We start from the raw sequence: 25,498 nt of genomic DNA, 5'->3' as shown, positions 1-25,498 counted from the left end.
TCTCCGTTGTTCCAGCTCGAATTGAGTGCCGATCCTGACAGAGTGATGCCGGGCCAACAAGTGATTCCGTTGTTGCCTTTTGGTTACGCGACGGAATCGGTCGACCATGTGTCGAGGGGTCGGGGAAATGAGCGTACGGAGTGTCCGTGGCGGCTGCCAGAATCGCGTGCATGGGGAAGATCGACGAGCTGACGGAGCAGGTCAGCAGGGGTGAAATGGTGAAGTGGCTGCACTTCTGGGGCCACCGACCGAGGCCGGACGGGCAGCTCTCGGCGAGCTGTCTGAGCCAGTGGTGGGAGTCACCCTTCGAGGTCGACGGGGTGCGGTACGCGACGGCCGAGCACTGGATGATGGCGTCGAAGGCGCGGCTCTTCGGTGACCCGGAGGCCGAGCGGGCCGCGCTGTCGTCCCGTACGCCCGCGGAGGCGAAGAAGGCCGGGCGGCTGGTGAAGGGCTTCGACGAGGCGGTGTGGGAGCGGGAGCGCTTCGGCATCGTCGTGGCGGGGAGCGTCCACAAGTTCGGCTCGGACGAGGGATTGCGGGCCTTCCTGCTCGGCACGGGCGGCCGCGTTCTGGTGGAGGCGAGCCCGCTGGACCGGGTGTGGGGCATCGGCCTCTCCGCCGACGACCCGCGTGCGAAGGACCCGTCCCGCTGGCGGGGGCTGAATCTGCTGGGCTTCGCGCTCATGGAGGCGCGGGAGCGCCTGCGGGGCGCGTAGCGCAGGAGGGACCCCGCGCAAGCGCGGAGCCCCTCCTGCGTACCGACTCGGTCTAGGGAGTGTCCGCAAAGTGTCGCCGTCCGCCCGCAGGGCGGGGTCCGCGGCGTCCGGTGCGTGCGATCGCAAGGCGGCCGGAAGCCCTCGTAGCGGAGCTACTTGGGCTTTTGGCCAACGCAGCGAGCGTGCGTGCTGGGCGTCGCGGACCAGGCGAGACTTTGCGGACACGACCTAGCGGTTCTCGACCACCAGGCTCGTCGCCCACGGGTCGTCCGTGTCGTCGAAGGACTCGTCCTGGGCGATCGCCCAGATGATGAAGCCCAGGAACACCGAGCTGATCAGGATGCCGATCGCACCGAGGACGATGCCCGCGGTCGCCATCCCGCCGTTGTTCGCCTCGCCCCGCTGCACCTTCTTGCGGCCGATGATGCCGAAGACCAGCGCCAGGATGCCCAGGACGACCCCGGCGCCGTACATGCAGAAGCCGACGGTCGCGATGATGCCGAGCACCATCGCCGCCGTCCCCATCCCGTTGGACGGGGCAGCCTGCCAGCCGGGCTGGCCGTAGCCCGAGTATCCGGGGTAGCCCGGGTAGCCGTACCCCGTCGGCGCGGACGCGGCCGGCGTCGCGGCCGGGTAGCCGTACGCACCGGGCGTGGTCGCGGGCCCTCCGGGGGCCACGGGCGGCGGCGGCACGTCCCCCGCCGCCGGCATCGACGTCATCGTCGGCTGGTCGTGCACCGGCGGACGGTCCTGCGGACCGGGCGTGGCCGGCTTGCTCAGTTCCACCCCGTCGCGGTTCGGCGGAGCCCACGGATCCGCCGGGTCGTACCCGCCCCGCTGCTGGTCGCTGTTGTCAGACATGGGCCTCCCCCATCGTGGTCCCGCCATGCTACGACCTCGCCCCTGGCGCCGACCGGCCCGGCCTACGATGATCCGATGACCGATCTCCACTCCTTCATCGCGGGACTTCCCAAGGCCGAGCTGCACGTCCACCACGTCGGCTCCGCCTCCCCCCGGATCGTCGCCGAGCTGGCCGCCCGGCACCCCGACTCGAAGGTCCCCACCGACCCCGAGGCACTCGCCGACTACTTCGACTTCACCGACTTCGCGCACTTCGTCGAGGTCTATCTCTCGGTCGTCGACCTCGTCCGCACCCCGGAGGACGTCCGGCTGCTGACCTTCGAGATCGCCCGCGACATGGCGCGGCAGAACATCCGGTACGCCGAGCTGACCATCACCCCGTACAGCTCCACCCGCCGCGGGATCGAGGAGCGCGCCTTCATGGCGGCCATCGAGGACGCCCGCAAGGCCGCCGAGGCCGAGCTGGGCGTCGTGCTGCGCTGGTGCTTCGACATCCCGGGCGAGGCCGGTCTGGTCTCCGCCGAGGAGACCGCCCGGCTCGCGGTCGAGCTGCGCCCCGAGGGCCTCGTCTCGTTCGGGCTCGGCGGCCCGGAGATCGGCGTACCGCGCCCGCAGTTCAAGCCGTACTTCGACCGGGCGATCGCGGCCGGCCTGCACTCCGTGCCGCACGCGGGCGAGACGACGGGCCCGCAGACGATCTGGGACGCGCTGAACGATCTGGGCGCCGAGCGCATCGGCCACGGCACCAGCGCCGTGCAGGACCCGGAGCTCCTGAAGTACCTGGCCGAGCACCGGATCCCGCTGGAGGTCTGCCCGACCTCGAACATCGCGACCCGCGCGGTCGCCGATCTGGACCAGCACCCCATCAAGGAGATGGTGGCGGCCGGCGTCCTGGTGACGATCAACAGTGACGACCCGCCGATGTTCGGTACGGACCTGAACAACGAGTACGCGGTCGCCGCCCGTCTCCTGGAGCTCGACGAGCGCGGTCTGGCGGCGCTCGCCAAGAACGCGGTCGAGGCGTCCTTCCTCGACCCGGCCGGGAAGGCCCGCATCGCCGCGGAGATCGACAGCTACACGGACACGTGGCTCGCGCGCTGAGACTCGTACCAGCCGCAACAATGGCCCCATGGACCACGTCACCATGGACCACATCACTGCCGTAGGGCACCGCGGCGATCCGTACCGCGTCCGTGAGAACACGATCCCCTCGATCGTCTCGGCGATCGAGGGGGGCGCGGACGCCGTCGAGGTCGACGTCCGGCTCACCGCCGACGGCATCCCCGTCCTTCTCCACGACGACACGCTCAAACGGCTCTGGGGGCACGACCGGCCCCTCGCCGCACTCACCCTGACGCAGCTGCGCGAGCTGACGTACGACGGCGTCCCCACCCTGCGCGAGGCGCTGATCGCGGCCGGGCCGCACCGGCTGATGCTCGACCTGCCCGGCGGGGACGAGGCATCGGTCCGCACGATCGTCGGCACGGTCCGCGAGTGCGGGGCCGCCGAACGCGTCTACTACTGCGCGGGCGGGGTGGCGATGCTCCAGGTCCGGGCCGCCGACCCGGCCGCGGAGATCGCCCTCACGTGGACGACACTGGCACCGCCGCGTGCCGTACTCCTGGACGCGGTGAAGCCCCGCTGGCTCAACTACCGCTTCGGGCTGGTGAGTCGGGAGCTCGCGGAGCGGGTGCACCGCGACGGGTACCTGCTGTCGGCCTGGACCGCGGACACCCGGCGCACCATGCGTAAGCTCCTGTCCCACGGGGTGGATGCGATCACCACCAACCGCGTCGACGCGCTCGCCGCCGAACTGCGAAGGGGCACACCGAGGTGACCGGGACCGACAGGATCCGTACCGACATCGCGCACAACGCCCGGGTATGGAACTACTGGCTGGGCGGCAAGGACAACTATCCGGTGGACCGGGCGGTCGGCGACCAGGTCACCGGTCTCTACCCGAGCATCGGCGAAGTGGCCCGCGCGGACCGGGCGTTCCTCGGCCGGGTGGTGACCCATCTGGCGGCCGAGGCCGGGATGCGCCAGTTCCTGGACATCGGCACGGGCCTGCCGACCGCCGACAACACCCACGAGGTCGCCCAGCGGATCGCGCCGGAGGCCAGGATCGTCTACGTCGACAACGACCCGATCGTGCTGACCCACGCCCGCGCGCTGCTGACCAGCGCCCCGGAGGGGGTCACCGAGTACGTCGACGCGGACGCGCGGAACCCGGAGCACATCCTGGAGGCCGCGGCGCGGACGCTGGACCTGTCGCGACCGGTCGCGGTGATGATGCTGGGCATCCTCAACTTCGTCCTGGACACGGACGAGGTCCGGGGCATCGTCCGGACCCTGATGGACGCGGTGCCCTCCGGCAGCCATCTCGTCCTCACCCACCCCACCCTGGAGCCGGCACTCGGCGGCGAGGGGAACGTCGCGGCGATGAAGTTCTGGAACGAGAACGCCACGCCGCCGATCACCGCCCGCAGCCGCGCCGAGTTCGCCTCCTTCCTGGACGGGCTCGACCTCCTCGAACCGGGGATTGTCTCGTGCGCAAGCTGGCGGTTCGCCCCGGCGAGCGAGGTGGCGCAGTTCGGCGCGGTGGGCCGCAAACCGTAATGGGCATACGGGGGGAGGTACGGGGGTGGTGGGAGCGGGCCAGGGTGCCGGCGGCCGCCCATCCTCCCCCGAGGCTTCGCATGGGGGTACGCCCATCTCGCCTGCTCGCCGTCGACATCGGGATCGCGCTGCTCGTCCTGGCGGCCATGACGATGCCGTTCGTGGTGCCGCGCCCGCCGGAACTGGAGCCGGCGACCTGGCCCGCGTACGGGCTGACCACGCTCACCGTCGTCCCGTTGACACCGACGCCCGGCAGCGGGCCACGCGCGTGGAGGCCGAGCGGGCCGCGGCGCGCGAACGGGCGGGGATCGCACGGGAGATGCACGACGTCCTCTCGCACGCGGTGAGCCTGATGGTCGTGCAGGCGGAGGCCGGCCCGGTGGCCGTGCGCGCGGCCCCCGGGCGGGCGGAGGCAGCGTTCGACCGGTGGGGTCACAACGCGGCGATCGCCTCGACCCGCGACGGCGCGCGCACCCCGGTCTACAGCGTCAACTCCACGGACACGAAGGGCCAGGACACGAACAAGGTCGCGCTGAACGTCATGGTGGCGACCTACGGCGCGCCGACGCCCTGAGGCGCTCCGGCCGTCGCCGCTCCGGCCGTCGCTGCTTCGGCCGTCGCTGCTTCGGCCGTCGCTGCTTCGAGCCGCTTGATCATCCGGCGGAGGACGAGCAGCGGGATCACCCCGAAGACGCCGAACGACATGTCGATGACCGACCACCAGAACGGGATGTCCCGGATCGGGCCGCAGATGAGGGCGAGCGGGATGATCCCGGCGCAGGCGATCATCCCGAACTCGATCACCCAGATGTTGCGGACCGGGTCGCGGTAGGGGCCGTAGAACGCGACGGCGATGACGAGGTGGGCGAAGGCCAGCCAGTCGGTGCCGTAGAGCAGGAAGGGGTACTGGGCGTCGGCGGTGTCGGTCCCCTGCCGTACCCGCTCGATCCACTCCAGGAGACCGGGGAAGAGCTCCGCCACGGGGGCCGCCCAGGACGTCAGCGCGTCTTCGGTGAGGCGGAGTTCGGTGACGAGCGGGAAGGCGGTGAGCCCGCTCAGCACCAGACAGACGATGAAGACGATCAACCATGCGCGGATACGCCTGAGAAGGGCTCGCGGCCCCTTCGTCTCGTTCATGACAGCACCCTACGCCCGTCATGAACGCGTTCAAAAATGGGGGTGTCCGGTCACCTTCCGGGCCAGCGCGTGCGCGGCGACGGTCACGCCGCCTGCCACCGCGAGCCCCGTCACCAGGTCCCTCGCCCGCGTCGGCCGCAGCACACCGGCCCGCCGCAGCCGCCCGCGCGCCCAGAGCGTGAAGGGCACGACGATCAGCGGCGAGGTCGCCGAGCCGGGCGTGTACCCGCGGACGGCGGCGGCCTGGGCCAGGTGGACCAGGCCGTGCAGGCCGAAGCCGTTCAGCGCGGCCTGGTAGAAGCCCGAGCGGCCCCCGGAGCGGTGTCCCGCGGCGGCCGCGGCGGCGACGACGGCCCCCACCGCCGCCACGGCGACGGCGAACTCCCGCTCGTCGACGCTCTCCATGGCCTTCCACACCGCCTCGGGGACCTCGGGGAAGCGTTCCCGCAGCTCCGCCAGATGGTCCCGGACCCAGCGGGGTCCGAGGAGGATCTCTTCGGCGTCGTGCAGGGCCCACGCGGCCAACAGCCCAAACGTCACAGCCGAGTTCACGGTGGTGTTCACGGTCGATGTCACACCGGGGGAACTCACAGGCCGACGATCGAGTTCCACCTCTTCGTGAACTCCGCGCGCTCCTCGGAGGTGATGTCCCGGGCGATCGCGAGGCGTCCCCGCATCGCGTCGTCGGGAAAGATCAGCGGGTCCTCGGCGAGGGCCGCCAGTTCCTCGTCGTCGGAGTCGGCCAGGACGTCCCGGGCGGCGGGGACGGGGCAGACGTAGTTGACCCAGGCGGCGAGCTCGGCGGCGACCTCGGGCTCGTAGTAGTAGTCGATCAGCTTCTCGGCATTGGTCTTGTGCTGCGCGAGGTTGGGGATCATCAGCGACTCGGCCCAGAGTTCGGCGCCCTCCTCGGGGACGACGAACTCGATGTCGGGGTTGTCGGCCTGGAGCTGGATGACGTCGCCCGAGTACGCCTGACAGGCCAGCACGTCGCCGGTCGACAGGTCCTTGATGTAGTCGTTGCCGGTGAAGCGCCGGATGTGCCGGTCCCGTACGAGTCCTTCGATCTGCTCGCACACCGCGTGGAAGTCGTCGGGGGTCCACTTCGTCACGTCGACCCCGTTGCCCTGCATGAGCAGCGCGAAGGACTCGTCGAGCCCGGACAACAGGGTGACCTTCCCGCGCAGTTCGCCGTCCCACAGTTCCTTGACCGAACGGATCTCCCGGCCCAGCTTCTTGCGGTTGTACGCGATGCCGGTGATCCCGGACTGCCAGGGAACGGAGTGCAGCCGGCCCTCGTCGAAGGCGGGCGAGCGCAGCTGCGGGTCCAGGTTCCGGGTGATGTTCGGCTGCGCGGTCCGGTCCATCTCCTGCACCCAGCCGAGCCGTACGAACCGGGCGGCCATCCAGTCGCTGACGACGACGAGGTCGCGGCCGGTCTCCTGGTGGTTCATCAGCGCCGGGCTGATCTTGCCGAAGAACTCGTCGTTGTCGTTGATCTCCTCGGTGTAGCGGACGGAGATCCCGGTGCGTGCGCCGAAGGCGTCCAGCGTGGGCCGCTTCGACGTGTCGTCGCCATCGGTGTCGATGTAGAGGGGCCAGTTGGCGAAGTCGAGCGTGCGGTCCCGGGCCGAGAGGTCCCGCCCGGCCCGCTTCGCCGGCTCGACATAGGCGGCGGGCACCCCGCACCCGGCGAGCACGGTCGCGGCCCCGGCACCGCCGATCCCGCGGAGCAGGGACCGGCGGGACATGTTCTTCCTGGCTGTCGCTCTCACCCGAGCAGCATCCCGGGCCCGTCACGGCGGAACAATGGACGGTCCGTCCACCGAACGACCGCGGCCCCGACACCCTGTCGATCAAGGTGCCGGGGCCACGGTCGGACTGTCCGGCGACTAGCCCAGGGACGTCATCACGTGCTTGATGCGCGTGTAGTCCTCGAAGCCGTACGCCGAGAGGTCCTTGCCGTAGCCGGACTTCTTGTAACCGCCGTGCGGCATCTCCGCCACCAGCGGGATGTGGGTGTTGATCCACACACAGCCGAAGTCCAGGGACTTCGACATGCGCATCGCGCGGGCGTGGTCCTTCGTCCAGACCGAGGACGCGAGGGCGAACTCGACGCCGTTGGCGAACTCCAGGGCCTGCTCCTCGTCACGGAACGACTGCACCGTGATGACCGGGCCGAAGACCTCGTTCTGGACGATCTCGTCGTCCTGCTTGAGGCCGGAGACGACGGTCGGGGCGTAGAAGTAGCCCTTCTCGCCGACCTGGTGGCCACCGGCCTCGACCTTGGCGTGGGCCGGGAGGCGGTCGATGAAGCCGGAGACCTGCTTCAGCTGGTTGGCGTTGTTCAGCGGGCCGTAGAGCACGTCCTCGTCGTCCGGCTGGCCGGTCTTCGTGTCCGTGGCGGCCTTGGCGAGCTGCGCCACGAACTCGTCGTGGATGGACTCGTGCACGAGGACACGGGTCGCGGCCGTACAGTCCTGGCCCGCGTTGAAGAAGCCCGCCACCGAGATGTCCTCGACGGCCTTGGCGATGTCGGTGTCCTCGAAGACCACGACCGGGGCCTTGCCGCCCAGCTCCAGGTGGACGCGCTTGACGTCCTTGGACGCCGACTCGGCGACCTGCATGCCGGCGCGTACCGAACCGGTGATGGAGGCCATCGCCGGGGTCGGGTGCTCGACCATCGCCTTGCCGGTCTCGCGGTCGCCGCAGATCACGTTGAAGACGCCCTTGGGCACGATCTGACCGATGATCTCGGCGATCAGGACGGTCGACGCGGGGGTCGTGTCGGACGGCTTGAGGACGACCGTGTTGCCCGCGGCGAGCGCCGGGGCGAACTTCCACACGGCCATCATCATCGGGTAGTTCCACGGCGCGACCTGGGCGCAGACACCCACCGGCTCGCGGCGGATGATCGAGGTCATGCCCTCCATGTACTCGCCGGCCGAGCGGCCCTCGAGCATCCGGGCGGCACCCGCGAAGAAGCGGATCTGGTCCACCATGGGCGGGATCTCCTCGCTCGCGGTGAGGGCGACCGGCTTGCCGGTGTTCTCGACCTCGGCGGCGATCAGGTCCTCGGCGCGCTCCTCGAAGGCGTCCGCGATCTTCAGCAGAACCTTCTGGCGCTCGGCCGGCGTGGTGTCCCGCCAGGCCGGGAACGCGGCCGCGGCCGCGTCCATGGCGGCGTCGACGTCCGCCTGTCCGGAGAGCGGAGACGTGGCGAAGACCTCGCCCGTGGCCGGGTTGACCACATCGATGGTCCGCCCGTCGGCGGCGTCCCGGAACTCCCCGTTGATGTAGTTACGCAGCCGGCGCAGCTCGGTGGTCACTTGCCACCCCTCCTGTCACGTTCTGGTCGCACGTCTTCGTGCGGTGTCCCGTTTGCTGAGACACCTCAGCCTAGTCGCTTCCCTGACGCTTTCGACAGGCCCGGCACCCCCCAACTTCGGATTCAGTGTGTTCGACAAGCGAAAACAACGAATTTCATCGATCTGGGGTTGCCAGACAGACGAGTCTCGGTGCACAGTGAAGTCGTGGCCAGTCAAAGCACGAATTCCAGAACCGGTTCCGGTTCGTCCCCGACGATCGATGCCGTCTCCCTGGCGATCATCGAACAGCTCCAGGAGGACGGTCGCCGTCCGTACGCCGCCATCGGCAAGGCCGTGGGTCTGTCCGAGGCCGCCGTCCGGCAGCGCGTCCAGAAGCTGCTCGACCAGGGCGTCATGCAGATCGTCGCCGTCACCGACCCGCTCACCGTGGGATTCCGGCGGCAGGCGATGGTCGGCATCAACGTCGAGGGTGACCTCGATCCGGTGGCGGACGCGCTGACGGCCATGGCCGAGTGCGAGTACGTGGTGATGACCGCGGGCTCGTTCGACCTGATGGTGGAGGTCGTCTGTGAGGACGACGACCACCTGCTGGATGTGATCAACAAGCGCATCCGCACCCTCCCCGGCGTGCGCTCCACGGAGAGCTTCGTCTACCTCAAGCTCAAGAAGCAGACCTATATGTGGGGAACTCGATAATCGTGACCCAGGACCTGTCCAAGACCGCGTACGACCACCTGTGGATGCACTTCACCCGCATGTCGTCGTACGAGAACTCCCCCGTTCCCACCATCGTGCGTGGTGAGGGCACCTACATCTTCGACGACAAGGGCAAGCGCTACCTCGACGGTCTCGCGGGTCTCTTCGTGGTCAACGCCGGACACGGCCGCCAGGAACTGGCCGAGGTCGCGTACAAGCAGGCCCAGGAGCTCGCGTTCTTCCCCGTGTGGTCGTACGCGCACCCCAAGGCCGTCGAGCTCGCCGAGCGTCTCGCGGACTACGCCCCGGGCGACCTGAACAAGGTCTTCTTCACCACCGGTGGCGGCGAGGCCGTCGAGACCGCGTGGAAGCTCGCCAAGCAGTACTTCAAGCTGCAGGGCAAGCACACCAAGTACAAGGTCATCTCGCGTGCGGTCGCCTACCACGGCACCCCGCAGGGCGCCCTGTCGATCACCGGTCTGCCGGCCCTGAAGGCCCCCTTCGAGCCGCTGGTCCCCGGCGCGCACAAGGTGCCGAACACCAACATCTACCGCGCCCCGATCCACGGCGACGACCCCGAGGCCTTCGGCCGCTGGGCCGCCGACCAGATCGAGCAGCAGATCCTCTTCGAGGGCCCCGAGACCGTCGCGGCCGTCTTCCTGGAGCCGGTGCAGAACGCCGGCGGCTGCTTCCCGCCGCCGCCCGGGTACTTCCAGCGCGTCCGCGAGATCTGCGACCAGTACGACGTGCTCCTCGTCTCGGACGAGACGATCTGCGCCTTCGGCCGCCTCGGCACGATGTTCGCCTGTGACAAGTTCGGCTACGTGCCGGACATGATCACCTGCGCCAAGGGCATGACCTCGGGCTACTCCCCGATCGGTGCCTGCATCGTCTCCGACCGCATCGCGGAGCCGTTCTACAAGGGCGACAACACCTTCCTGCACGGCTACACCTTCGGTGGCCACCCGGTGTCGTCGGCGGTGGCCATCGCCAACCTCGACATCTTCGACAAGGAAGGCCTGAACCAGCACGTGCTGGACCAGGAGGGCAACTTCTTCGACACCCTGAAGAAGCTGCACGACCTGCCGATCGTCGGCGACGTCCGTGGAAACGGCTTCTTCTACGGCATCGAGCTCGTCAAGGACAAGGCCACCAAGGAGTCCTTCACGGACGAGGAGACCGAGCGCGTGCTCTACGGCTTCCTCTCCAAGGCGCTCTTCGACAACGGCCTGTACTGCCGCGCCGACGACCGTGGCGACCCGGTCATCCAGCTGGCCCCGCCGCTGATCGCCGACCAGGGCACCTTCGACGAGATCGAAGGCATCCTGCGCTCGGTGCTCACCGAGGCGTGGACCAAGCTCTGACCGTCCCCGCCCTCCGCGGCACAGGACCTCACGCCGCCCTCACGGCGTGACCCCCGGCCCGGGCATGCCGCCATCCGAGTGGATGGCGGCGGCCCGGGCCGCGTGCTGTCCGTACAAACGGATCTGAATCCTTACGGTGCCCAGTGACCGACAGGCCCGTCCCTTCGTTCCCCCGGACGGGGGAACGCAAGAATCGGATCCGACATCGAGGTGTACGCGATGGCCCCACCGGACAACGACGTGCTCTGGGCGCGTTCCCTGCACTGCACCCTGGAAGGCTCGGACGTACTCACCGGCGTCTCCCTGGGTGTGCGCGAGGGCGAGATCCTCGCCCTCGTCGGCCCGCGCGGCAGCGGGAAGACCACACTGATGCGCTGTCTGTCGGGACAGACACTCGCCCAGCAGGGCGAGGTCTGGTTCAACAGCAGCCCGGTACACACCCTCAGCCAGGCCCAGCGCGAACGGCTGCGCCGCGACCGCTTCGGCTGGATCGACCCCGAACCGGGGCTCGTCCCCGAGCTGACCGCCTGGGAGAACGCGGCCCTGCCGCTGCTGCTGCGCGGGGTCTCGCACCGGAAGGCGAAGACCTCCGCCGTGGAGTGGCTGGAGCGGCTCGACATCGGCATGCACGCCCGTAAGCGCCCGCACGCCCTGACCCAGTCGCAGCGCCAGCGGATCGCCATCGCCCGGGCCCTGGTCACCACCCCGTCGGTCCTCTTCGCCGACGAGCCGACCGCCTCGCTGCACAGCGCCGACGGGGCGCAGGTGCTGCGCACCCTCACCGCCGCGGCCCGCTCGCACCGGATCACCGTGCTGCTGGCCACCCACGACACCGAGGTCGCGGCCCTCGCCGACCGCTCGGTCGCCCTGCTCGACGGGCGCCGCGTGGGCACCGTGACGCCGACGACCGGGGCGGAGGGCGTCGCCGCGTGCTCGCTCTCCGTCTAGTCCGCGGGACCCACCCCCTCGTCCTGCTGCGGCGCCTCCTGGTCGCCACGGCGGCCGCGGGGGTCGGCTTTCTGCTGCTGTGCACGCTGGGGTACGCCGTGGGCCACCCGGACCGGTCGGGCGCGGCGACCCTGCGCCTGCTGTGGTGCCTGATCCCGATGGCGACGACCGTGCACTTCGCGGTGGCCGTCGCCCGTACGGATCCCAGCACGCGGCCACGGGCCGGGCTCTCGGCGGTCGGCCTGGGCCCGGCCCGGCTCACGGCGCTCGCCGCCGCCTCGACGGCGGTCTCCTGCACGCTCGGCTCGATGGTCGCGCTGCTGTTCTACCTGCACCTGCGCGGAGACATCACCGGGCTGCCGTTCGACGGGGCGGCCGCCGAGCTGCTCGCCGCGGACCAGCCGATCCCGCTCGCGGCCGCGCTCACCCTGCTCGCGATCCTGCCGGTGGTCGCCTCCACGGCCGCGGGCCTCGCCCTGCGCCCCCGGAAGGCCCCCACGGCCCCCGAGGGCGCGGAGAGGACAGCCCCGTCCGGCCTGCCGTGGGGCGTGGCGCTGCTCGCGGTGGGCCTCGCGGTGGAGACGTACGCGGGCGAGGGCGGCGGGGACGGCGCGTTCCCGCTGCCGGGCCGCTTCGACGGAAGCCCGGCCGGCGTGCTCGCCGGCTGGATCCTCACGGCGCTCGGCCTCGCGATGGCGGGCCCCGGCATCACCCACTGGTGCGGCCGGCTGCTGCAGGCGGTGCGTCCGGGCGCGACGCGTCTGCTCGCCGGCCGCGTCCTGATGGACGAGTCGCGCCGTATCGGCCGCCCGCTCGGCGTGGTGTGCGCGGTGGCCTCGGGAGCCCTCGCGGCGGCCACGCTGTACGGCTCCCGGGCGGGCGGCTTCGGCCCGCTGACGGGTCTGGGGGCGGCGCTGGTGATGGCCTGCACGACGGCGACGCTGCTGACGGCGGCCCTGGAGTCCAAGCAGTGCCGCGCCCACACCACCGAGGCCCTTCTCCGCCTCGGCGCCCCACCGACGATCATCCGCACGGCGGCCCTGATGCGCGCGGGCGTCCTGCTGGCGGTGTTCCTCCCGCTGACATGGCTGGTGGCGGAGCTGGCGGCGGTGCCCCTGCGAGGCTGACCCGTCGGGGGCGATCGTCTCGCGCATCCCGCGGCGGGCTACGGCGTGTCAGGCCGGCTGATCATCGTGAGTGGCCGCGAGAGGCAACTTCGACGTCCGATCCCACGTCTGGCAATCCGTACCAACCCTTCCGGAACGGAGCCACCAGGTGCTCATAGGACTGCTGACCGCCATCGCCGCCTCCATCTGTTACGGCACGGGCTCCGTCCTGCAGGCCGTCGGGTCGCGCAAGTCCGCCCGGCGCGAGGCGGCCGCGGCGGGCCGGCTCACCGAGCGCGGCGGGCCGAGCCTGTCCTCCACCGCGAAGGCGGCGACGACCTGGGAGTTCGTCGTCGGCACGATTCTGGACTTCATCGGTTTCGGTCTCGGGGCGCTCGCGGCCCGGCTGCTGCCGCTGTTCCTGTCCCAGACGGTGATCAGCGCGAACCTGGTCGTCACGGCGGTCCTGAGCGTCCGGCTGCTCGGGATCCGGCTCACCCGCGCGGAGTGGACGTCGATCGGGGTGGTCTGCTCCGCACTGGTGCTCCTGGCGAGCGCGGCGGGCCCGGAGGGCAGCGGGCACACACCGGTCGCCACGCACTGGTGGCTGCTCGCGATCTCCGTGCTCCTCATGGCGGGCGGCACGGTTCTCGTACGTCTCCTGGGCGCGCGGGCGGCGATTCTGGCCGGTCTGCTCTCCGGGCTCGGCTTCGGCGCGCTGGGCGTCGGGGTGCGGATCCTGGACGGCGTCGACCCCTTCGACCTCGGCACGCTCCTCACCGACCCGGCGCTGTACGCCATCCTCGTCGCCGGGATCGGCGGCATGTATCTGCACACCGTCGCGCTCCAGATCGGCTCGGTGAACGGGGCGACGGCGGCGCTGGTGGTCGGCGAGACGGTGCTCCCGGGCATGATCGGGGTGTGGTGGCTGGGCGACGCCTCCCGCCCGGGCTTCGCCTGGCTCGCCGTCCTCGGCTTCGTCCTCGCGGTCGTGGGCGCGGTCGCGGTGGCCTGGTTCGGCGCGCCGGAGGGCCACGGCGCGGAGGGCGGCGCCGGGGCCGCCCCCGAGGACGAGCCGACCCCCGTGCCGCAGGCCGGCTCGCCCGCCCTGCGCTAGGCCACGCCCGTCGGCCGCCCGCCACGGGGGTGGCGTCGTACCCGCAACGGGGGCGGCCTCGTACGCATCGCGGACCACCCGCCGTCCGCCGCGCGACGGAGGGTGTCCCGTCCGCCGGCTGACGACCGGAACACCGGTGGCCGGGACGCTCGTTCCATGACGCCGAAGACACTGCTCTCCACATGGCCGTCCTGGGTGGGGCGCGCCGCGCTCGTCTGGTCCGTGCTGTACGCCACGGGTGCGGCGGCCGCCGCGCTCACCGGTCCCGCGTTCGGCTACGTGCTGCTCGGCAAGGGAACGGGCACGGCCGCGGAGGCGACGACCGCGGGACTGTACGGGGCCGCCGCCCTCCTCGCGTACGTGATGCTGCGCCGCCCCGGCCGCCACTGGCCGCCACGGGCGGCCTGGGCGGTCGTCGCCCTCTGTCTCACGTCGGGCTTCGTCTTCCTCCTCACCCCCACTCATCTGCTGTTCTTCCTGTCCCGCAACCAGCCGCCGATCGACTGGGCGTCGTGGTCGAACCAGGGGGTGGCGGTGCTCGGCGCGGTGCTGTGGGGCTGCGCCGCCCTCTCCTACCGCCGCCGGACGCTCGGCACCTGCCCGCACTGCGGCGGCGGCTCCAGGGCCCCGTCCGACCTGCCTCCGGACACGCGGGCCGGGCTCGTCGCGGTCGCGGCCCTCGTTCCGTACGCGGCGCTGAAGACGGCCTGGGCCCTGGGCGTGACGCCCGGCTTCACGGGTGAGGGCCGGCCCGGTATGGACCCGAGGTACACCAGCGATCTGGGGATCTGGCTGTACGACCACGGCGTCGACGTGACCGCCGTTCTCGCCCTGATCGGCATGGCCCTGGCGCTCGCCCTCACCCGCCGCTGGGGCCGCCGTCTCCCCCGGGTCCCGCTGCTGGCCCTGGGGTGGGCGGGCACGGGCGCGCTCACCCCCTTCGGCATCTTCCTGGCGGTGGTGGGCGGCCTGGCGTGGACGGGCGTGATCGATCTGGCCATGGGCGACCACGCGCCCTGGGTGGTCGCGGTCGCCTACGGCGGCTTCTGCCTCTACGGACTGGCGCTCGGCCGGGCGACCCTCTCCTACCAGCGGGCGACCCGCCGGGTGTGCGTCCGCTGCTGACGGGCCTCGCTAGTCCCCCGCCAGGACCACGACCTCGTCGCCCGCGAAGGTCACCCCGACCTCGGCCCCCTCCTCCGGTGCGTCCCTGAGGGTGCACTCCGCCTCCAGGGCGGGGCCCTCAGCCGGGCGGAGCAGGACGGCGACGTGGGTGCCGCGGAAGGTGCGGGCCTCGACGGTGCACGTCAGGCCGGAGTCCGGGGCTCCGAGGCGTACACCGCCCGGGCGTACGAGGATCTTCCCCGCGCCCTGCGGTGAGCCGTCCGGCACCGGAAGCTTCCCCCACACCGTGTCGGCGGCCTCCCCGCTCACCGTCCCCGACACCACGTTGTCGAATCCGAGGAAGCGCGCGACGAACTCGGAGACCGGACGCTGCCAGACCTCCAGCGGCGTCCCGGACTGGGCGATCCTGCCGTCCCGCATCACCACGACCCGGTCGGCGAGGGCGAACGCCTCGCCCTGGTCGTGGGTGACGGCGAGCACGGTCGTACCCAACTGGCCGAAGAGCAGCCGCAGTTCGATCACGAGCCGTTCCCGCAGCCCTCGGTCGAGCTGGCCGAGCGGCTCGTCCAGCATGAGGAGCCGGGGCCGTGGGGCGAGTGCGCGGGCGAGCGCCACGCGCTGCTGCTCGCCGCCGGAGAGCGAGGCGACGGCCCGCCGCCCGGCCCCCGGAAGCCCGACGAGCTCGAGGAGTTCCGCGACCCGCCGGTCCCGCTCGGCCTTCCCGACGCCGTGCATGCGCAGCCCGAAGGCGACGTTGCCGCCGACGTCCCGCTGTGGGAAGAGCTGGTGGTCCTGGAACATCAGCCCGACACCGCGCCGGTGCGCCGGCATCCCGGCCTGGTCCGTGCCGCCGAGCAGCACCCGGCCCTCGTCCAGGCCCTGCAGTCCGGCGACGGCCCGCAGCAGAGTGGACTTTCCGCTGCCGCTCGGCCCGAGCACGCACACGATCTCGTGCTCGGCCACCGCCAGGTCCACCGAGTCGAGCACGGCCCGCTCCCCGAACCGTACGGTCGCGCCCTTGAGCGTCAGCATCAGAACTCCCCGGAGGTCCGGTCGGTGCGGAGCCGTTCGAGCAGCAGCAGGGCCACCGCGCACACCACCATCAGAATCGTCGAAAGGGCCATGGCCTGGCCGTAGTTGAGCTCTCCGGGCCGGCCGAGCAGCCGGGCGACGGCGACCGGCAGCGTCGGGTTGTCGGGCCGGGCGATGAAGACGGTCGCGCCGAACTCCCCGAGCGACACGGCGAAGGCGAACCCGGCCGCGATCAGCAAGGCCCGCCGTACCAGCGGCAGATCGACCTCCCGCCAGGCCCGCAGCGGCGAGGCACCGAGAACGGCCGCCGCCTCCCGCAGCCGCTCGTCGACCGCCCGCAGGACCGGCAGCATCGTCCGTACGACGAAGGGGACACCGACCAGGGCCTGCGCGAGCGGCACGAGGATCCAGCTCGCCCGCAGGTCGAACGGCGGCTCGTCGAGGGTGATCAGGAAGCCGAAGCCCACCGTCACCGCCGACACCCCGAGGGGCAGCATCAGCAGCGCGTCGAAGCCGCGTACGAGCCGCCCGGCCCGCCGGGTGAGGGCCGCCGCCGCGAGCCCGCCGATGACGAGGGCGATGGCGGTGGCGACTACGGCGTACCGGAGCGAGTTCCCGATGGTGTCCAGCAGGGGAACGAGGAAGGTGCCGGAGGGGTCGGTGGACTGCAGGGCCCGGTAGTAGTCGAGCCCGTAGCCGTCGGGGGTGGCGAAGGACCGCTCGACGAGCACGCCGAGCGGAAGCACGATCAGCAGGGCGACGGACAGCAGGACGATCGCGAACAGCGCCCACTGGCCGGCGCCCCCGGGCCGGCGCGCGGTCTGCTCGGGCGCGACCAGCTTCAGCGCCGTCTCCCGCCTGCGTACGGTCCGGGCGTGCACGGCGAGGACCACGCCCACGGCCACGAACTGCACCATCGTGAGGACGGCGGCCGTCGTCAGGTCGAAGCGGTCGACCGTCTGCCGGTAGATCTCCGTCTCCAGCGTGGAGTACGTGGAGCCGCCGAGGATCTGGACGACGGCGAAGGAGCTCGCGGTGAACAGGAACACCATCAGCGCGGCCGCGGCGACGGAAGGGGCGAGCGCCGGCAGGGTCACGGTCCGGAAGGCGGTCCAGCGGGAGGCGCCGAGGACGCGGGCGGCCTCCTCCTGGCGCGGGTCGAGCTGCGCCCACAGGCCGCCGACGGTCCGTACGACGACGGCGTAGTTGAAGAAGACATGGGCGAGGAGGATCGCCCAGACGGTGGTGTCCAGCCGGACGCCCCACCAGTCGTCGAGGAGCCCGCCGCGCCCGACGAGCGCGAGGAAGGCCGTGCCGACCATGACGGTCGGCATCACGAACGGCACGGTGACGACGGCGCGCAGCAGCCCTTTGCCGGGGAAGTCGAAGCGCGCGAAGACGTACGCGCCGGGCAGCGCGATCAGCAGGGTCAGGCCGGTGGAGGCGAGTGCCTGCCAGAGCGTGAACCAGAGGACGTCGAGGATCTCCGGCCGGCTCAGCGTCTCGCCGAAGCGGCCGAACTGCCACGCGCCGTCGACCCGCAGCCCGCGCTCGACGATCGAGGCGACGGGCCAGGCGAAGAAGAGCGCGAAGAAGGCGACGGGCACGACCATCAGGCCGAGCCGCGCCGCGCTTCCCCTGCGGTCGGGAACTACTTCAGAACGAGCGACGACCACTGCTGGATCCACTGGTCACGCTTCTCGGCGATCTTCTCGGGCGCCATGGTCTGCGGCTTGTCGATCACCACACCGTGCTTGGTGAAGAGTTCGGGCAGGGTGGCGTCCTTGGCCACCGGGTTGACGAACATCTGCAGCGGCATGTCGTCCTGGAACTTCTTGGAGATCAGGAAGTCGATCAGCGCCTTGCCGCCCTCGGGGTTCTTCGCCCCGTTCAGCAGTCCGGCGAACTCGGTCTGCCGGAAGCAGGTGCCGGTGGAGACCCCGGTGGGGGCGTCCTTGGGCTGCGGCTCGGAGTAGAGGACCTCGACCGGCGGGCTGGAGGCGTACGAGACGACCAGCGGCCGGTCTCCCTTGGCCTTCTTGCCGCCCGCGGAGCCGGAGAACTCCTGGTTGTAGGCGAGCTCCCAGCTGTCGACGGTCTTCACACCGTTGGCCTTGAGCTTCTTCCAGTAGTCCTGCCAGCCCTCGTCGCCGTACTGAGCGGCGGTGCCGAGCAGGAAGCCGAGGCCCGGGGAGGACCGCTCGGGGTTCTCGACCACGAGCAGGTTCCTGTACTCGGCCTTGGTCAGGTCCTCGAAGGTCTGCGGGGGCGCGAGCTTCTTGTCGGCGAAGTACTTCTTGTCGTAGTTGACGCAGATGTCGCCGGTGTCGATCGGGGTGACCCGGTGCTCCTTGTCGAGCTGGAGCTCGGCGGGGGTCCGGTCCAGGCCCTTCGCCTCGTAAGGGACGAAGATCCCGTTGTCGAGGGCGCGGGAGAGCAGGGTGTTGTCGACGCCGAAGAACACGTCGCCCTGCGGGGAGCCCTTGGTCAGGATCTCCTTGTTGACGGCCTCGCCTGCGTCGCCGCTCTTCAGCACCTTGACCGTGAAGCCGGTCTGCTTCGTGAACTCCGCCAGGACCTCCTTGGAGGCGTTGAAGGAGTCGTGGCTCACGAGGGTCACGGTCTTGGGGGCAGGGGCGTCGGCCTTGTCCTCGGATCCGCCGCAGGCGGCGAGGGTGGTGACCCCCAGCGCGGCGGCGATCGCCGCGGCGCCCATCTTCTTCGTGCTCACTGGAATTCCTCCTGGGTATGACCAGGAAGAGACGCGGCCCTGCCCGCGGCCGGTGATCATGGCCGCGGGCAGGGCGCTACAGCTCGAGTAACGACCGAACTTCCTACCCAGAATGACCTGGGCGAGGTTCAGAGGGTCTGCGGCCTGACGGTGCCGCACTCTCAGCGCTGTGGCGCTCCCCTGTCGGAATATGCATATGTTCGAGCTCAGACTACAAGGTCAGCGTTCCGACGCCGCCAGCTGTCCACAGGCACCGTCGATCTCCTGCCCGCGGGTGTCACGGACGGTGACCGGAACACCGTGGGCGGCGATGGCCTCGACGAACGCCTTCTCGTCCTCGGGACGGGAGGCGGTCCACTTCGACCCCGGCGTCGGGTTCAGCGGGATCAGGTTGACGTGCACCCGCTTGCCCTTGAGCAGCCGCCCGAGCAGGTCGCCGCGCCATGCCTGGTCGTTGATGTCGCGGATGAGGGCGTACTCGATGGAGATCCGGCGGCCGGACTTCTCCGCGTACTCCCAGGCGGCGTCGAGGACCTCGCGGACCTTCCAGCGGGTGTTGACGGGCACGAGGGTGTCGCGCAGCTCGTCGTCGGGCGCGTGCAGCGAGACGGCGAGCCGGCACTTGAAGCCCTCGTCGGCGAAGCGCAGCATCGCGGGCACGAGACCGACGGTGGAGACGGTGATGCCGCGCTGCGAGAGCCCGAGCCCGTCCGGCTCGGGGTCGGTCAGCCGGCGGATGGCGCCGACGACCCGCTTGTAGTTGGCGAGCGGCTCACCCATGCCCATGAAGACGATGTTGCTGAGCCGCGCGGGCCCACCGGGCACCTCGCCGTCGCGCAGGGCGCGCATCCCGTCGACGATCTGGTGCACGATCTCGGCCGTCGACAGGTTCCGGTCGAGCCCGGCCTGTCCCGTGGCGCAGAACGGGCAGTTCATCCCGCAGCCGGCCTGCGAGGAGATGCACATGGTGACCCGGTCCGGGTACCGCATGAGCACGGACTCGACGAGCGTGCCGTCGTGCAGCTTCCACAGCGTCTTACGGGTGGTGTCGTCGTCGCACGAGATGTGCCGGACCACGGACATCAGGTCGGGCAGCAGCTCCCCCTGCAGCTTCTCGCGCGAGGAGGCGGGGATGTCGGTCCACTCGGCGGGGTCGTGGGCGTACCGCGCGAAGTAGTGGGTGGACAGCTGCTTGGCGCGAAACGGCTTCTCGCCGATCGCGGCGACGGCCTCTTTGCGCTCGGCGGGCGTGAGGTCGGCAAGGTGCCGCGGCGGCTTCTTGGCTCCGCGGGGGGCGACGAAAGTGAGTTCTCCGGGCTTGGGCATGGTGGTACCAGTGTCGCAGACGGCAGCCCGTGGCCCGGTGTCGACGACTGCCCGCCGTCAGGGCCCTGGTCGGCCGGGCTGAGTCTGAGGGATCCGCGAGGTGAAGAACATCGCCAGGACGGAGGCGAGCGCGAGGATCGCGAGGGCGGCCCGCAGGCCGTCGAGTCTGGCCTCGGCGTTCGCGTCCAGTGCGGCCTCGGCCACCTCCGGGCTCGTGCCCGCCTCGTCGAGGGCCGTCCGGAGCTGGGCGTCCGAGAGGAAGGGAATCCCGCTCGACAGTTCGACGGCCGCCTTGTTCTTGACCTCGGCCGGAACCGCCGCGTTCTGCTCGACACTCGCCAGGAACGACGACGTGAGCGCGGCGATCATGAGCGACCCCGCCAGTGCCGTACCGATCGAGGAGCCGAGGTTGGTGACGGCGTTCTGGATGCCGCCGACCTCCGCGCTCTGCCGGTCCGGTACGGCCGAGACGGTGACCGCACCGAGCTGGGACGCCATCGCGCCCATGCCGAGCCCGATCAGCAGCAGGGGCACGGTGACGATCTCCGCCCCGGCGTCCGCGTCGAGCGCGGCCATCAGAATGACCGCGCCCGCGAGCAGCGCGAGCACCCCGAGCCGCACCACCCGCCGCGGCGAGACGTCCGGGAGGAACCGCGGAATCAGGACCGCCGCGGCCAGCAGAGTCAGCGAGAGCGGCAGGATGCGGGCACCGGTCGCGAGCGCGGACAGGCCCAGGGCGACGGACAGATAGAGCGGTACGACGAAGAAGACGCCCATCTGCACGAGGTACTGGAAGAAGAACATCGTCAGCCCGCCGGTCAACTGCTTGTTCTCCAGCATGGCCGGGTGGACGAGCGGCTCCCCGCCGCGCTTCACGAGCCGGGCCTCCCAACGGAGGAAGAGCCACACCAGGAACAGACCCGCCAGCATCAGCCACACGACCATCGAGACACCCAGCCACGACGGCGCGTCCGGTTTCGGCTGGAACCAGCCCCATTCGTCCGAGCGGAGAACGCCGTAGACGAAGATCCCGAGCCCGAGGGCGGAGAGGACCGCACCGACGAGATCGATGCGCGGGCGTTCCTCGCTCACCGCGTCGGCGATGCGGCGGGCGAACAGCAGAATGACGAGAACCACCAGGACCTCGCCGGCGAAGACCCAGCGCCAGGAGAAGTAGGTGGTGGCGACACCCCCGATGAGCGGCCCGAGCGCGATGGCCACGGCCCCCGCGGCCGCCACGATCCCGTAGGCGGCGGCGCGGCGTTCGGCGGGAAAGTTGCCGGCCACTAGCGCCACGATCGCGGGCAGGATCAGCGCCGCTCCGACGCCCTCGAGGAACGACCAGCCGAGCAGCAGCACCGGAAGGTTCGGTGCGAGAGCCGTGACGAGGGAGCCACAGCCGTAGATCACGCAGCCGATCATGAACGCCCGCTTCCGGCCGATCAGCACCCCGACCTTGCCCCCGGGGATCATGAGCATCGCCATCACGAGCGTGTAGGCCGTGATGGCGCCCTGGATCCCGGTCACCGTCGTACCCACGTCGTCGGCGACCGTCGCGATCGAGACGTTCATGACGGAGCTGTCGAGCGCCATCAGGAACTGACCGGCCGCGAGCGTCAGCAGGACGGACCGCGCCCCCGCCCGTACCTCGCCCGAGCCTCCCCTAGCTGCCATGGGCGAAATCATCCCGGTTGCCTCGGTCGCGGACCCCGCGACTCGCCCTTCACGTCCACCACATGGCGGGCGGGGCCCGCCGAAGCGACCCGGGTACGAAGAAGGGCTCGCCGTCCATGGGACGGCGAGCCCTTCAGCGAGGAACGCGCAGATCAGCTCGTGCCGACGAAGATCACGAACAGCAGCCAGACCACCGGAGCCGTCGGCAGCAGCGAGTCGAGGCGGTCCATGATGCCCCCATGGCCCGGGAGCAGCGTGCCCATGTCCTTGATGCCCAGGTCGCGCTTGATCATCGACTCGCCGAGGTCGCCGAGCGTCGCGCTCGCCGCCACCGCCAGGCCAAGCAGCAGACCCTGCCACCACGTGCCGTCCTCGATCATGAACTCCATGCAGAGCGCGCCCGCCGCCATCGCGAACGTCACGGCTCCGACCAGGCCCTCGCGGGTCTTGCCGGGGCTGATCCGCGGCGCCAGCTTGTGCTTGCCGAAACGCCAGCCGATCGCGTACGCGCCGGTGTCGCTGACCACGGTCAGCACCAGGAACGTGAGCACCCGCTGCGGCCCGTCGTCGGCCGTGAGCATCAGCGCCACGAACGTCGCCAGGAACGGCACGTAGAACGCGGCGAAGACACCCGCCGTGACGTCCTTCAGATAGCCCTCGGGCGGCTCCGTCATGCGCCACACCAGCACCGCGAGGGCGGTCAGGGCCATGGCGACCCAGGCCCCCTCCGCGCCACGGACATACCCGGCCACGACCATCGCCGCGCCGCCGAGGGCGAGCGGGACGAGCGGGGCCTTGATGCCCTTGCGCTCCTGGAGACGGGAGGTGAGCTCCCACAGACCGACCACGACGGCGACGACTATGACGCCGATGAACGCGGCTTTCCAGATGAAAAGCGACGCGATGATGACGGCGCCGAGCCCGACCCCGACCCCTATGGCCGCGCCCAGGTCGCGCCCCGCGCTCTTCTTCTGCGGAGCCCCGGGAGCGGGCTGGGACGGGCTGGACATGGGCTCCTGCGGGTGCTCGTTCGGCGTCTCGTCACGGAACAGGGGACCGCTCGGCTGAGCGGCCCCCCGATCGTGGTCGTCCTGGTGATCGCCGGCGGGGACGTCGGGCACGATGGGCATGGGCCGAGTCTGCGCCGCCTGCAGCCCATCGTATGCGGGACCCGCCGGGGCAGGCCCCTGGTCGGGCCCCCAGTAGCCGGAACCGGCCGGGGCCCCCCAGGAAGAGTCGTTCATCAGACCTCGAGCAGCTCGGCTTCCTTGTGCTTGAGCAGCTCGTCCACCTGCGCGACGTACTTCGCGGTGGTGTCGTCGAGCTCCTTCTCGCCGCGGCGGCCCTCGTCCTCGCCGACCTCGCCGTCCTTGACCAGCTTGTCGATGGTCTCCTTCGCCTTGCGGCGGACGGAACGGATCGAGATCTTCGAGTCCTCGGCCTTGGACTTGGCGACCTTGATGTACTCGCGGCGGCGCTCCTCGGTGAGCTCCGGGAACACCACACGGATGATGTTGCCGTCGTTGCTCGGGTTGACGCCGAGGTCCGAGTCACGGATCGCCTGCTCGATGTTGCGCAGCGCGCTCTTGTCGAACGGGGTCACCACGGCCATGCGCGGCTCGGGCACCGAGAACGACGCCAGCTGATTGATCGGCGTGATGGCACCGTAGTAGTCGGCCACGATCTTGTTGAACATCGCCGGGTGCGCACGGCCGGTGCGGATCGCGGCGAAGTCCTCCTTGGCGACCACGACGGCCTTCTCCATCTTCTCCTCGGCCTCGAGGAGGGTCTCTTCGATCACCACTTGCTCCTGCGTGTCGTCGCGTCTTGTCCTGCACGGTGTACGACCGGCAGGGCTCTGTCCATCCCCTCGCGGGGCGGTACCCGGTTTCAGGCCCGGGTGCCCTGGTCGCTCACGAGAGTGCCGATCTTCTCACCCTTCACCGCGCGCGCGATATTGCCCTCCGCGAGCAGTTCGAAGACGAGGATCGGGAGATTGTTGTCGCGGCACAGCGTGATGGCGGTGGCGTCGGCGACCTTCAGGTCCCGGGACAGCACCTCGCCGTACTCCAGCGCGTCGAACTTCACCGCGTCGGGGTTGGTCTTCGGGTCGGAGTCGTAGACCCCGTCCACGCCGTTCTTGCCCATCAGCAGGGCCTCGGCGTCGATCTCCAGGGCACGCTGGGCGGCCGTGGTGTCGGTGGAGAAGTACGGCATGCCCATACCGGCGCCGAAGATGACCACGCGGCCCTTCTCCAGGTGGCGCACGGCGCGCAGCGGGATGTACGGCTCCGCGACCTGACCCATGGTGATGGCGGTCTGGACGCGGGAGTCGATGCCCTCCTTCTCCAGGAAGTCCTGGAGGGCGAGGCAGTTCATGACGGTGCCGAGCATGCCCATGTAGTCGGAGCGCGCCCGGTCCATGCCGCGCACCTGCAGCTCGGCGCCGCGGAAGAAGTTACCCCCGCCGATCACGACCGCGATCTCCGCTCCGTCGCGGACGACTGCGGCGATCTCGCGCGCGATCTTGTGCACGACGTCGGGGTCGACGCCGAGCGCGCCGCCGCCGGCGAATGCCTCGCCGGACAGCTTCAGCATGAAGCGGCCGGCCTTTTTGCCGTGGATGTCGTCGCCCTGTGCGGCGGACTGGTTCATGGAGCTCTCCTCGTGCACATACGACGAAGGCCATTGCCGATGGGTCCTTGCGGTTTCCCGTACGGCAATGGCCTCCTCGTCAGATCTGCGGTCGTCCTACGCGAGCGTGGACGACTGCTTCAGACCCTACCGGGGTCCGGTGTCCGTTGCGTACGGACTCAGATGCCGACCTTGATGCGCGTGAAGCGCTTCAGGGTGACGCCGGCCTCGTCCAGGATCTGCTGGACAGACTTCTTGTTGTCCAGCGCGTACGGCTGGCCGAGCAGCGTGGCGTCCTTGAAGAAGCCGTTGACGCGACCCTCGACGATCTTCGGGAGCGCGGCCTCGGGCTTGCCCTCGGCGCGGGTGGTCTCCTCGGCGACGCGACGCTCGGACTCGACGACCTCGGCCGGAACGTCCTCACGGGTGAGGTACTTCGGCGCGAAGGCGGCGATGTGCTGCGCGACACCCTTGGCGATCTCGGCGTTCTCCTTGTCGAACTCGACGAGAACACCGATCTGCGGGGGCAGGTCGGGCATGGTGCGGTGCATGTAGGCCGCGACGTAGCCGTCGGCGTACTGCGCGAAGCGGTCGAGAACGATCTTCTCACCGAGGTTGGCGTTGGCCTCGTCGACGTACGCCTGAACCGTCTTGCCGGCCTCGATCTCGGAGGCGAGCAGCGCCTCGAGGTCGGCCGGGGAGGTCGCGGCGACGTGGGCGGCGAGCGCGGCGGCGACGGCCTGGAACTTGTCGCCCTTGGCGACGAAGTCCGTCTCGCACTTCAGCTCGACGAGGACACCGGAGGTGTTGTCGTCGGCGATGAGGGAGACGACGGCGCCGTTCTCGGCAGAGCGGCCCTCGCGCTTGGCGACGCCCTTCTGGCCCTTGATGCGCAGGGCCTCGACGGCCTTGTCGACGTTGCCGTCGGCCTCGTCCAGAGCCTTCTTGCAGTCCATCATGCCGGCGCCGGTGAGCTCACGGAGCTTCTTGACGTCAGCGGCGGTGTAGTTCGCCATGAGTCTGAGTTTCTCTCTCGAAGTCTGAAAGATCTACGGGTGGACGGCGGGGGCTTCGTGGGCC

General features: G+C 70.5%; 24 protein-coding genes, 1 pseudogene and 1 riboswitch. Of the genes and pseudogenes, 11 read left to right on the top strand and 14 right to left on the bottom strand.

Going from position 1 to position 25,498, the window contains the following annotated elements; translation table 11 throughout:
* Positions 1 to 170 precede the first annotated feature (170 nt).
* A complete protein-coding gene (locus ABZ939_RS09310) occupies positions 171 to 719 on the top strand; it encodes an NADAR family protein (protein WP_361850985.1) in 549 nt (182 codons plus the stop codon).
* Positions 720 to 947: 228 nt separating this feature from the next.
* Here ABZ939_RS09310 and ABZ939_RS09305 read toward each other — a convergent pair whose 3' ends face one another.
* On the bottom strand, positions 948 to 1,580 hold the full coding sequence (locus ABZ939_RS09305; RefSeq protein WP_361850983.1) for a DUF4190 domain-containing protein: 633 nt from the start codon (positions 1,578 to 1,580) through the stop codon (positions 948 to 950).
* A gap of 75 nt (positions 1,581 to 1,655) precedes the next feature.
* Between ABZ939_RS09305 and ABZ939_RS09300 the strand changes: the two genes are divergently transcribed.
* The 4 genes and pseudogenes from ABZ939_RS09300 to ABZ939_RS09285 form a co-directional block, all read left to right on the top strand.
* Positions 1,656 to 2,681 carry an adenosine deaminase gene (locus ABZ939_RS09300; protein ID WP_361850981.1) on the top strand — a complete coding sequence of 342 codons (1,026 nt, stop codon included), beginning with the start codon at positions 1,656 to 1,658 and terminating at the stop codon, positions 2,679 to 2,681.
* A 28-nt stretch (positions 2,682 to 2,709) separates the two neighbouring features.
* Positions 2,710 to 3,417 (top strand): glycerophosphodiester phosphodiesterase, encoded by a 708-nt coding sequence (locus tag ABZ939_RS09295; RefSeq protein WP_361850980.1) that lies wholly within the window; start codon positions 2,710 to 2,712, stop codon positions 3,415 to 3,417.
* Positions 3,414 to 4,199, top strand: coding sequence for an SAM-dependent methyltransferase (locus tag ABZ939_RS09290; protein WP_361850978.1), 786 nt, complete (start codon positions 3,414 to 3,416; stop codon positions 4,197 to 4,199). Before ABZ939_RS09295 ends, ABZ939_RS09290 begins: the two co-directional genes overlap by 4 nt.
* Positions 4,199 to 4,623 (top strand): annotated as a pseudogene (locus ABZ939_RS09285) (histidine kinase dimerization/phosphoacceptor domain-containing protein); the annotation flags it as partial. The gene ABZ939_RS09290 and the pseudogene ABZ939_RS09285, both read left to right, overlap by 1 nt.
* 128 nt (positions 4,624 to 4,751) lie before the next feature.
* Here the strand turns inward: ABZ939_RS09285 and ABZ939_RS09280 are convergent.
* The 4 genes from ABZ939_RS09280 to ABZ939_RS09265 all read right to left on the bottom strand — a co-directional run bounded on the left by ABZ939_RS09280 (position 4,752) and on the right by ABZ939_RS09265 (position 8,665).
* Positions 4,752 to 5,336, bottom strand: a complete 585-nt coding sequence (locus ABZ939_RS09280) for a hypothetical protein (protein ID WP_361850976.1) — start codon at positions 5,334 to 5,336, stop codon at positions 4,752 to 4,754.
* Between the two features lie 30 nt (positions 5,337 to 5,366).
* Complete coding sequence (locus ABZ939_RS09275; protein ID WP_361850974.1) at positions 5,367 to 5,861, bottom strand: HXXEE domain-containing protein; 495 nt, start codon at positions 5,859 to 5,861, stop codon at positions 5,367 to 5,369.
* A 62-nt stretch (positions 5,862 to 5,923) separates the two neighbouring features.
* Positions 5,924 to 7,087 carry an extracellular solute-binding protein gene (locus ABZ939_RS09270; RefSeq protein WP_361850972.1) on the bottom strand — a complete coding sequence of 388 codons (1,164 nt, stop codon included), beginning with the start codon at positions 7,085 to 7,087 and terminating at the stop codon, positions 5,924 to 5,926.
* 141 nt (positions 7,088 to 7,228) lie between these two features.
* Entirely contained in the window at positions 7,229 to 8,665 is a 1,437-nt protein-coding gene (locus ABZ939_RS09265; protein ID WP_361850970.1) for a gamma-aminobutyraldehyde dehydrogenase, read from the bottom strand.
* A gap of 189 nt (positions 8,666 to 8,854) precedes the next feature.
* Between ABZ939_RS09265 and ABZ939_RS09260 the strand changes: the two genes are divergently transcribed.
* From ABZ939_RS09260 to ABZ939_RS09235, 6 genes are all read left to right on the top strand, one after another.
* Positions 8,855 to 9,361 carry an Lrp/AsnC family transcriptional regulator gene (locus ABZ939_RS09260; RefSeq protein ID WP_137993079.1) on the top strand — a complete coding sequence of 169 codons (507 nt, stop codon included), beginning with the start codon at positions 8,855 to 8,857 and terminating at the stop codon, positions 9,359 to 9,361.
* On the top strand, positions 9,346 to 10,725 hold the full coding sequence (locus ABZ939_RS09255; RefSeq protein ID WP_361850968.1) for an aspartate aminotransferase family protein: 1,380 nt from the start codon (positions 9,346 to 9,348) through the stop codon (positions 10,723 to 10,725). The genes ABZ939_RS09260 and ABZ939_RS09255 overlap by 16 nt, the downstream gene beginning before the upstream one ends.
* Positions 10,726 to 10,944: 219 nt before the next feature.
* A complete protein-coding gene (locus ABZ939_RS09250; protein ID WP_361850966.1) occupies positions 10,945 to 11,673 on the top strand; it encodes an ATP-binding cassette domain-containing protein in 729 nt (242 codons plus the stop codon).
* Positions 11,655 to 12,800 carry a hypothetical protein gene (locus ABZ939_RS09245; protein WP_361850964.1) on the top strand — a complete coding sequence of 382 codons (1,146 nt, stop codon included), beginning with the start codon at positions 11,655 to 11,657 and terminating at the stop codon, positions 12,798 to 12,800. Before ABZ939_RS09250 ends, ABZ939_RS09245 begins: the two co-directional genes overlap by 19 nt.
* Before the next feature lie 148 nt (positions 12,801 to 12,948).
* Entirely contained in the window at positions 12,949 to 13,896 is a 948-nt protein-coding gene (locus ABZ939_RS09240; protein ID WP_361850962.1) for a hypothetical protein, read from the top strand.
* 156 nt (positions 13,897 to 14,052) lie between these two features.
* On the top strand, positions 14,053 to 15,021 hold the full coding sequence (locus ABZ939_RS09235) for a hypothetical protein (protein ID WP_361850961.1): 969 nt from the start codon (positions 14,053 to 14,055) through the stop codon (positions 15,019 to 15,021).
* Between the two features lie 9 nt (positions 15,022 to 15,030).
* On the opposite strand, the gene ABZ939_RS09230 is transcribed toward ABZ939_RS09235, so the two are convergent.
* The 9 genes from ABZ939_RS09230 to tsf all read right to left on the bottom strand — a co-directional run bounded on the left by ABZ939_RS09230 (position 15,031) and on the right by tsf (position 25,434).
* Positions 15,031 to 16,053, bottom strand: a complete 1,023-nt coding sequence (locus tag ABZ939_RS09230) for an ABC transporter ATP-binding protein (protein WP_361850959.1) — start codon at positions 16,051 to 16,053, stop codon at positions 15,031 to 15,033.
* Entirely contained in the window at positions 16,053 to 17,666 is a 1,614-nt protein-coding gene (locus ABZ939_RS09225) for an iron ABC transporter permease (RefSeq protein WP_361850957.1), read from the bottom strand. Before ABZ939_RS09225 ends, ABZ939_RS09230 begins: the two co-directional genes overlap by 1 nt.
* Positions 17,667 to 17,704: 38 nt before the next feature.
* Entirely contained in the window at positions 17,705 to 18,769 is a 1,065-nt protein-coding gene (locus ABZ939_RS09220; RefSeq protein ID WP_361851309.1) for a thiamine ABC transporter substrate-binding protein, read from the bottom strand.
* 97 nt (positions 18,770 to 18,866) lie between these two features.
* A riboswitch (TPP riboswitch) is annotated at positions 18,867 to 18,976 on the bottom strand.
* A 27-nt stretch (positions 18,977 to 19,003) separates the two neighbouring features.
* Complete coding sequence (rlmN, locus tag ABZ939_RS09215; protein ID WP_361850956.1) at positions 19,004 to 20,110, bottom strand: 23S rRNA (adenine(2503)-C(2))-methyltransferase RlmN; 1,107 nt, start codon at positions 20,108 to 20,110, stop codon at positions 19,004 to 19,006.
* Between the two features lie 57 nt (positions 20,111 to 20,167).
* Complete coding sequence (locus ABZ939_RS09210; protein WP_361850954.1) at positions 20,168 to 21,784, bottom strand: MFS transporter; 1,617 nt, start codon at positions 21,782 to 21,784, stop codon at positions 20,168 to 20,170.
* Between the two features lie 152 nt (positions 21,785 to 21,936).
* Positions 21,937 to 23,028 (bottom strand): phosphatidate cytidylyltransferase, encoded by a 1,092-nt coding sequence (locus ABZ939_RS09205; RefSeq protein WP_361850952.1) that lies wholly within the window; start codon positions 23,026 to 23,028, stop codon positions 21,937 to 21,939.
* Positions 23,028 to 23,585 (bottom strand): ribosome recycling factor, encoded by a 558-nt coding sequence (gene frr, locus ABZ939_RS09200; RefSeq protein WP_137993093.1) that lies wholly within the window; start codon positions 23,583 to 23,585, stop codon positions 23,028 to 23,030. The genes ABZ939_RS09205 and frr overlap by 1 nt, the downstream gene beginning before the upstream one ends.
* Before the next feature lie 89 nt (positions 23,586 to 23,674).
* Complete coding sequence (gene pyrH / locus ABZ939_RS09195) at positions 23,675 to 24,439, bottom strand: UMP kinase (protein ID WP_329115390.1); 765 nt, start codon at positions 24,437 to 24,439, stop codon at positions 23,675 to 23,677.
* A 158-nt stretch (positions 24,440 to 24,597) separates the two neighbouring features.
* Positions 24,598 to 25,434, bottom strand: a complete 837-nt coding sequence (gene tsf, locus ABZ939_RS09190; protein ID WP_361850949.1) for a translation elongation factor Ts — start codon at positions 25,432 to 25,434, stop codon at positions 24,598 to 24,600.
* Positions 25,435 to 25,498 lie beyond the last annotated feature (64 nt).

This window comes from Streptomyces sp. NPDC046712 (assembly GCF_040645695.1).
Taxonomy (GTDB): domain Bacteria; phylum Actinomycetota; class Actinomycetes; order Streptomycetales; family Streptomycetaceae; genus Streptomyces.
This window is presented reverse-complemented; position numbering and strand designations above follow the sequence as displayed.

What these genes read in the sequence shown, in the direction of transcription:
- ABZ939_RS09310 (WP_361850985.1), top strand. Translation starts at nt 171, where the DNA reads ATGGGGAAGATCGACGAGCTGACGGAGCAGGTCAGCAGGGGTGAAATG.
- ABZ939_RS09305 (WP_361850983.1), bottom strand. Translation starts at nt 1,580, where the DNA reads ATGTCTGACAACAGCGACCAGCAGCGGGGCGGGTACGACCCGGCGGAT.
- ABZ939_RS09300 (WP_361850981.1), top strand. Translation starts at nt 1,656, where the DNA reads ATGACCGATCTCCACTCCTTCATCGCGGGACTTCCCAAGGCCGAGCTG.
- ABZ939_RS09295 (WP_361850980.1), top strand. Translation starts at nt 2,710, where the DNA reads ATGGACCACGTCACCATGGACCACATCACTGCCGTAGGGCACCGCGGC.
- ABZ939_RS09280 (WP_361850976.1), bottom strand. Translation starts at nt 5,336, where the DNA reads ATGAACGAGACGAAGGGGCCGCGAGCCCTTCTCAGGCGTATCCGCGCA.
- ABZ939_RS09270 (WP_361850972.1), bottom strand. Translation starts at nt 7,087, where the DNA reads ATGTCCCGCCGGTCCCTGCTCCGCGGGATCGGCGGTGCCGGGGCCGCG.
- ABZ939_RS09250 (WP_361850966.1), top strand. Translation starts at nt 10,945, where the DNA reads ATGGCCCCACCGGACAACGACGTGCTCTGGGCGCGTTCCCTGCACTGC.
- ABZ939_RS09235 (WP_361850961.1), top strand. Translation starts at nt 14,053, where the DNA reads ATGACGCCGAAGACACTGCTCTCCACATGGCCGTCCTGGGTGGGGCGC.
- ABZ939_RS09230 (WP_361850959.1), bottom strand. Translation starts at nt 16,053, where the DNA reads ATGCTGACGCTCAAGGGCGCGACCGTACGGTTCGGGGAGCGGGCCGTG.
- ABZ939_RS09225 (WP_361850957.1), bottom strand. Translation starts at nt 17,666, where the DNA reads ATGGTCGTGCCCGTCGCCTTCTTCGCGCTCTTCTTCGCCTGGCCCGTC.
- ABZ939_RS09220 (WP_361851309.1), bottom strand. Translation starts at nt 18,769, where the DNA reads ATGGGCGCCGCGGCGATCGCCGCCGCGCTGGGGGTCACCACCCTCGCC.
- rlmN (WP_361850956.1), bottom strand. Translation starts at nt 20,110, where the DNA reads ATGCCCAAGCCCGGAGAACTCACTTTCGTCGCCCCCCGCGGAGCCAAG.
- ABZ939_RS09210 (WP_361850954.1), bottom strand. Translation starts at nt 21,784, where the DNA reads ATGGCAGCTAGGGGAGGCTCGGGCGAGGTACGGGCGGGGGCGCGGTCC.
- ABZ939_RS09205 (WP_361850952.1), bottom strand. Translation starts at nt 23,028, where the DNA reads ATGAACGACTCTTCCTGGGGGGCCCCGGCCGGTTCCGGCTACTGGGGG.
- pyrH (WP_329115390.1), bottom strand. Translation starts at nt 24,439, where the DNA reads ATGAACCAGTCCGCCGCACAGGGCGACGACATCCACGGCAAAAAGGCC.
- tsf (WP_361850949.1), bottom strand. Translation starts at nt 25,434, where the DNA reads ATGGCGAACTACACCGCCGCTGACGTCAAGAAGCTCCGTGAGCTCACC.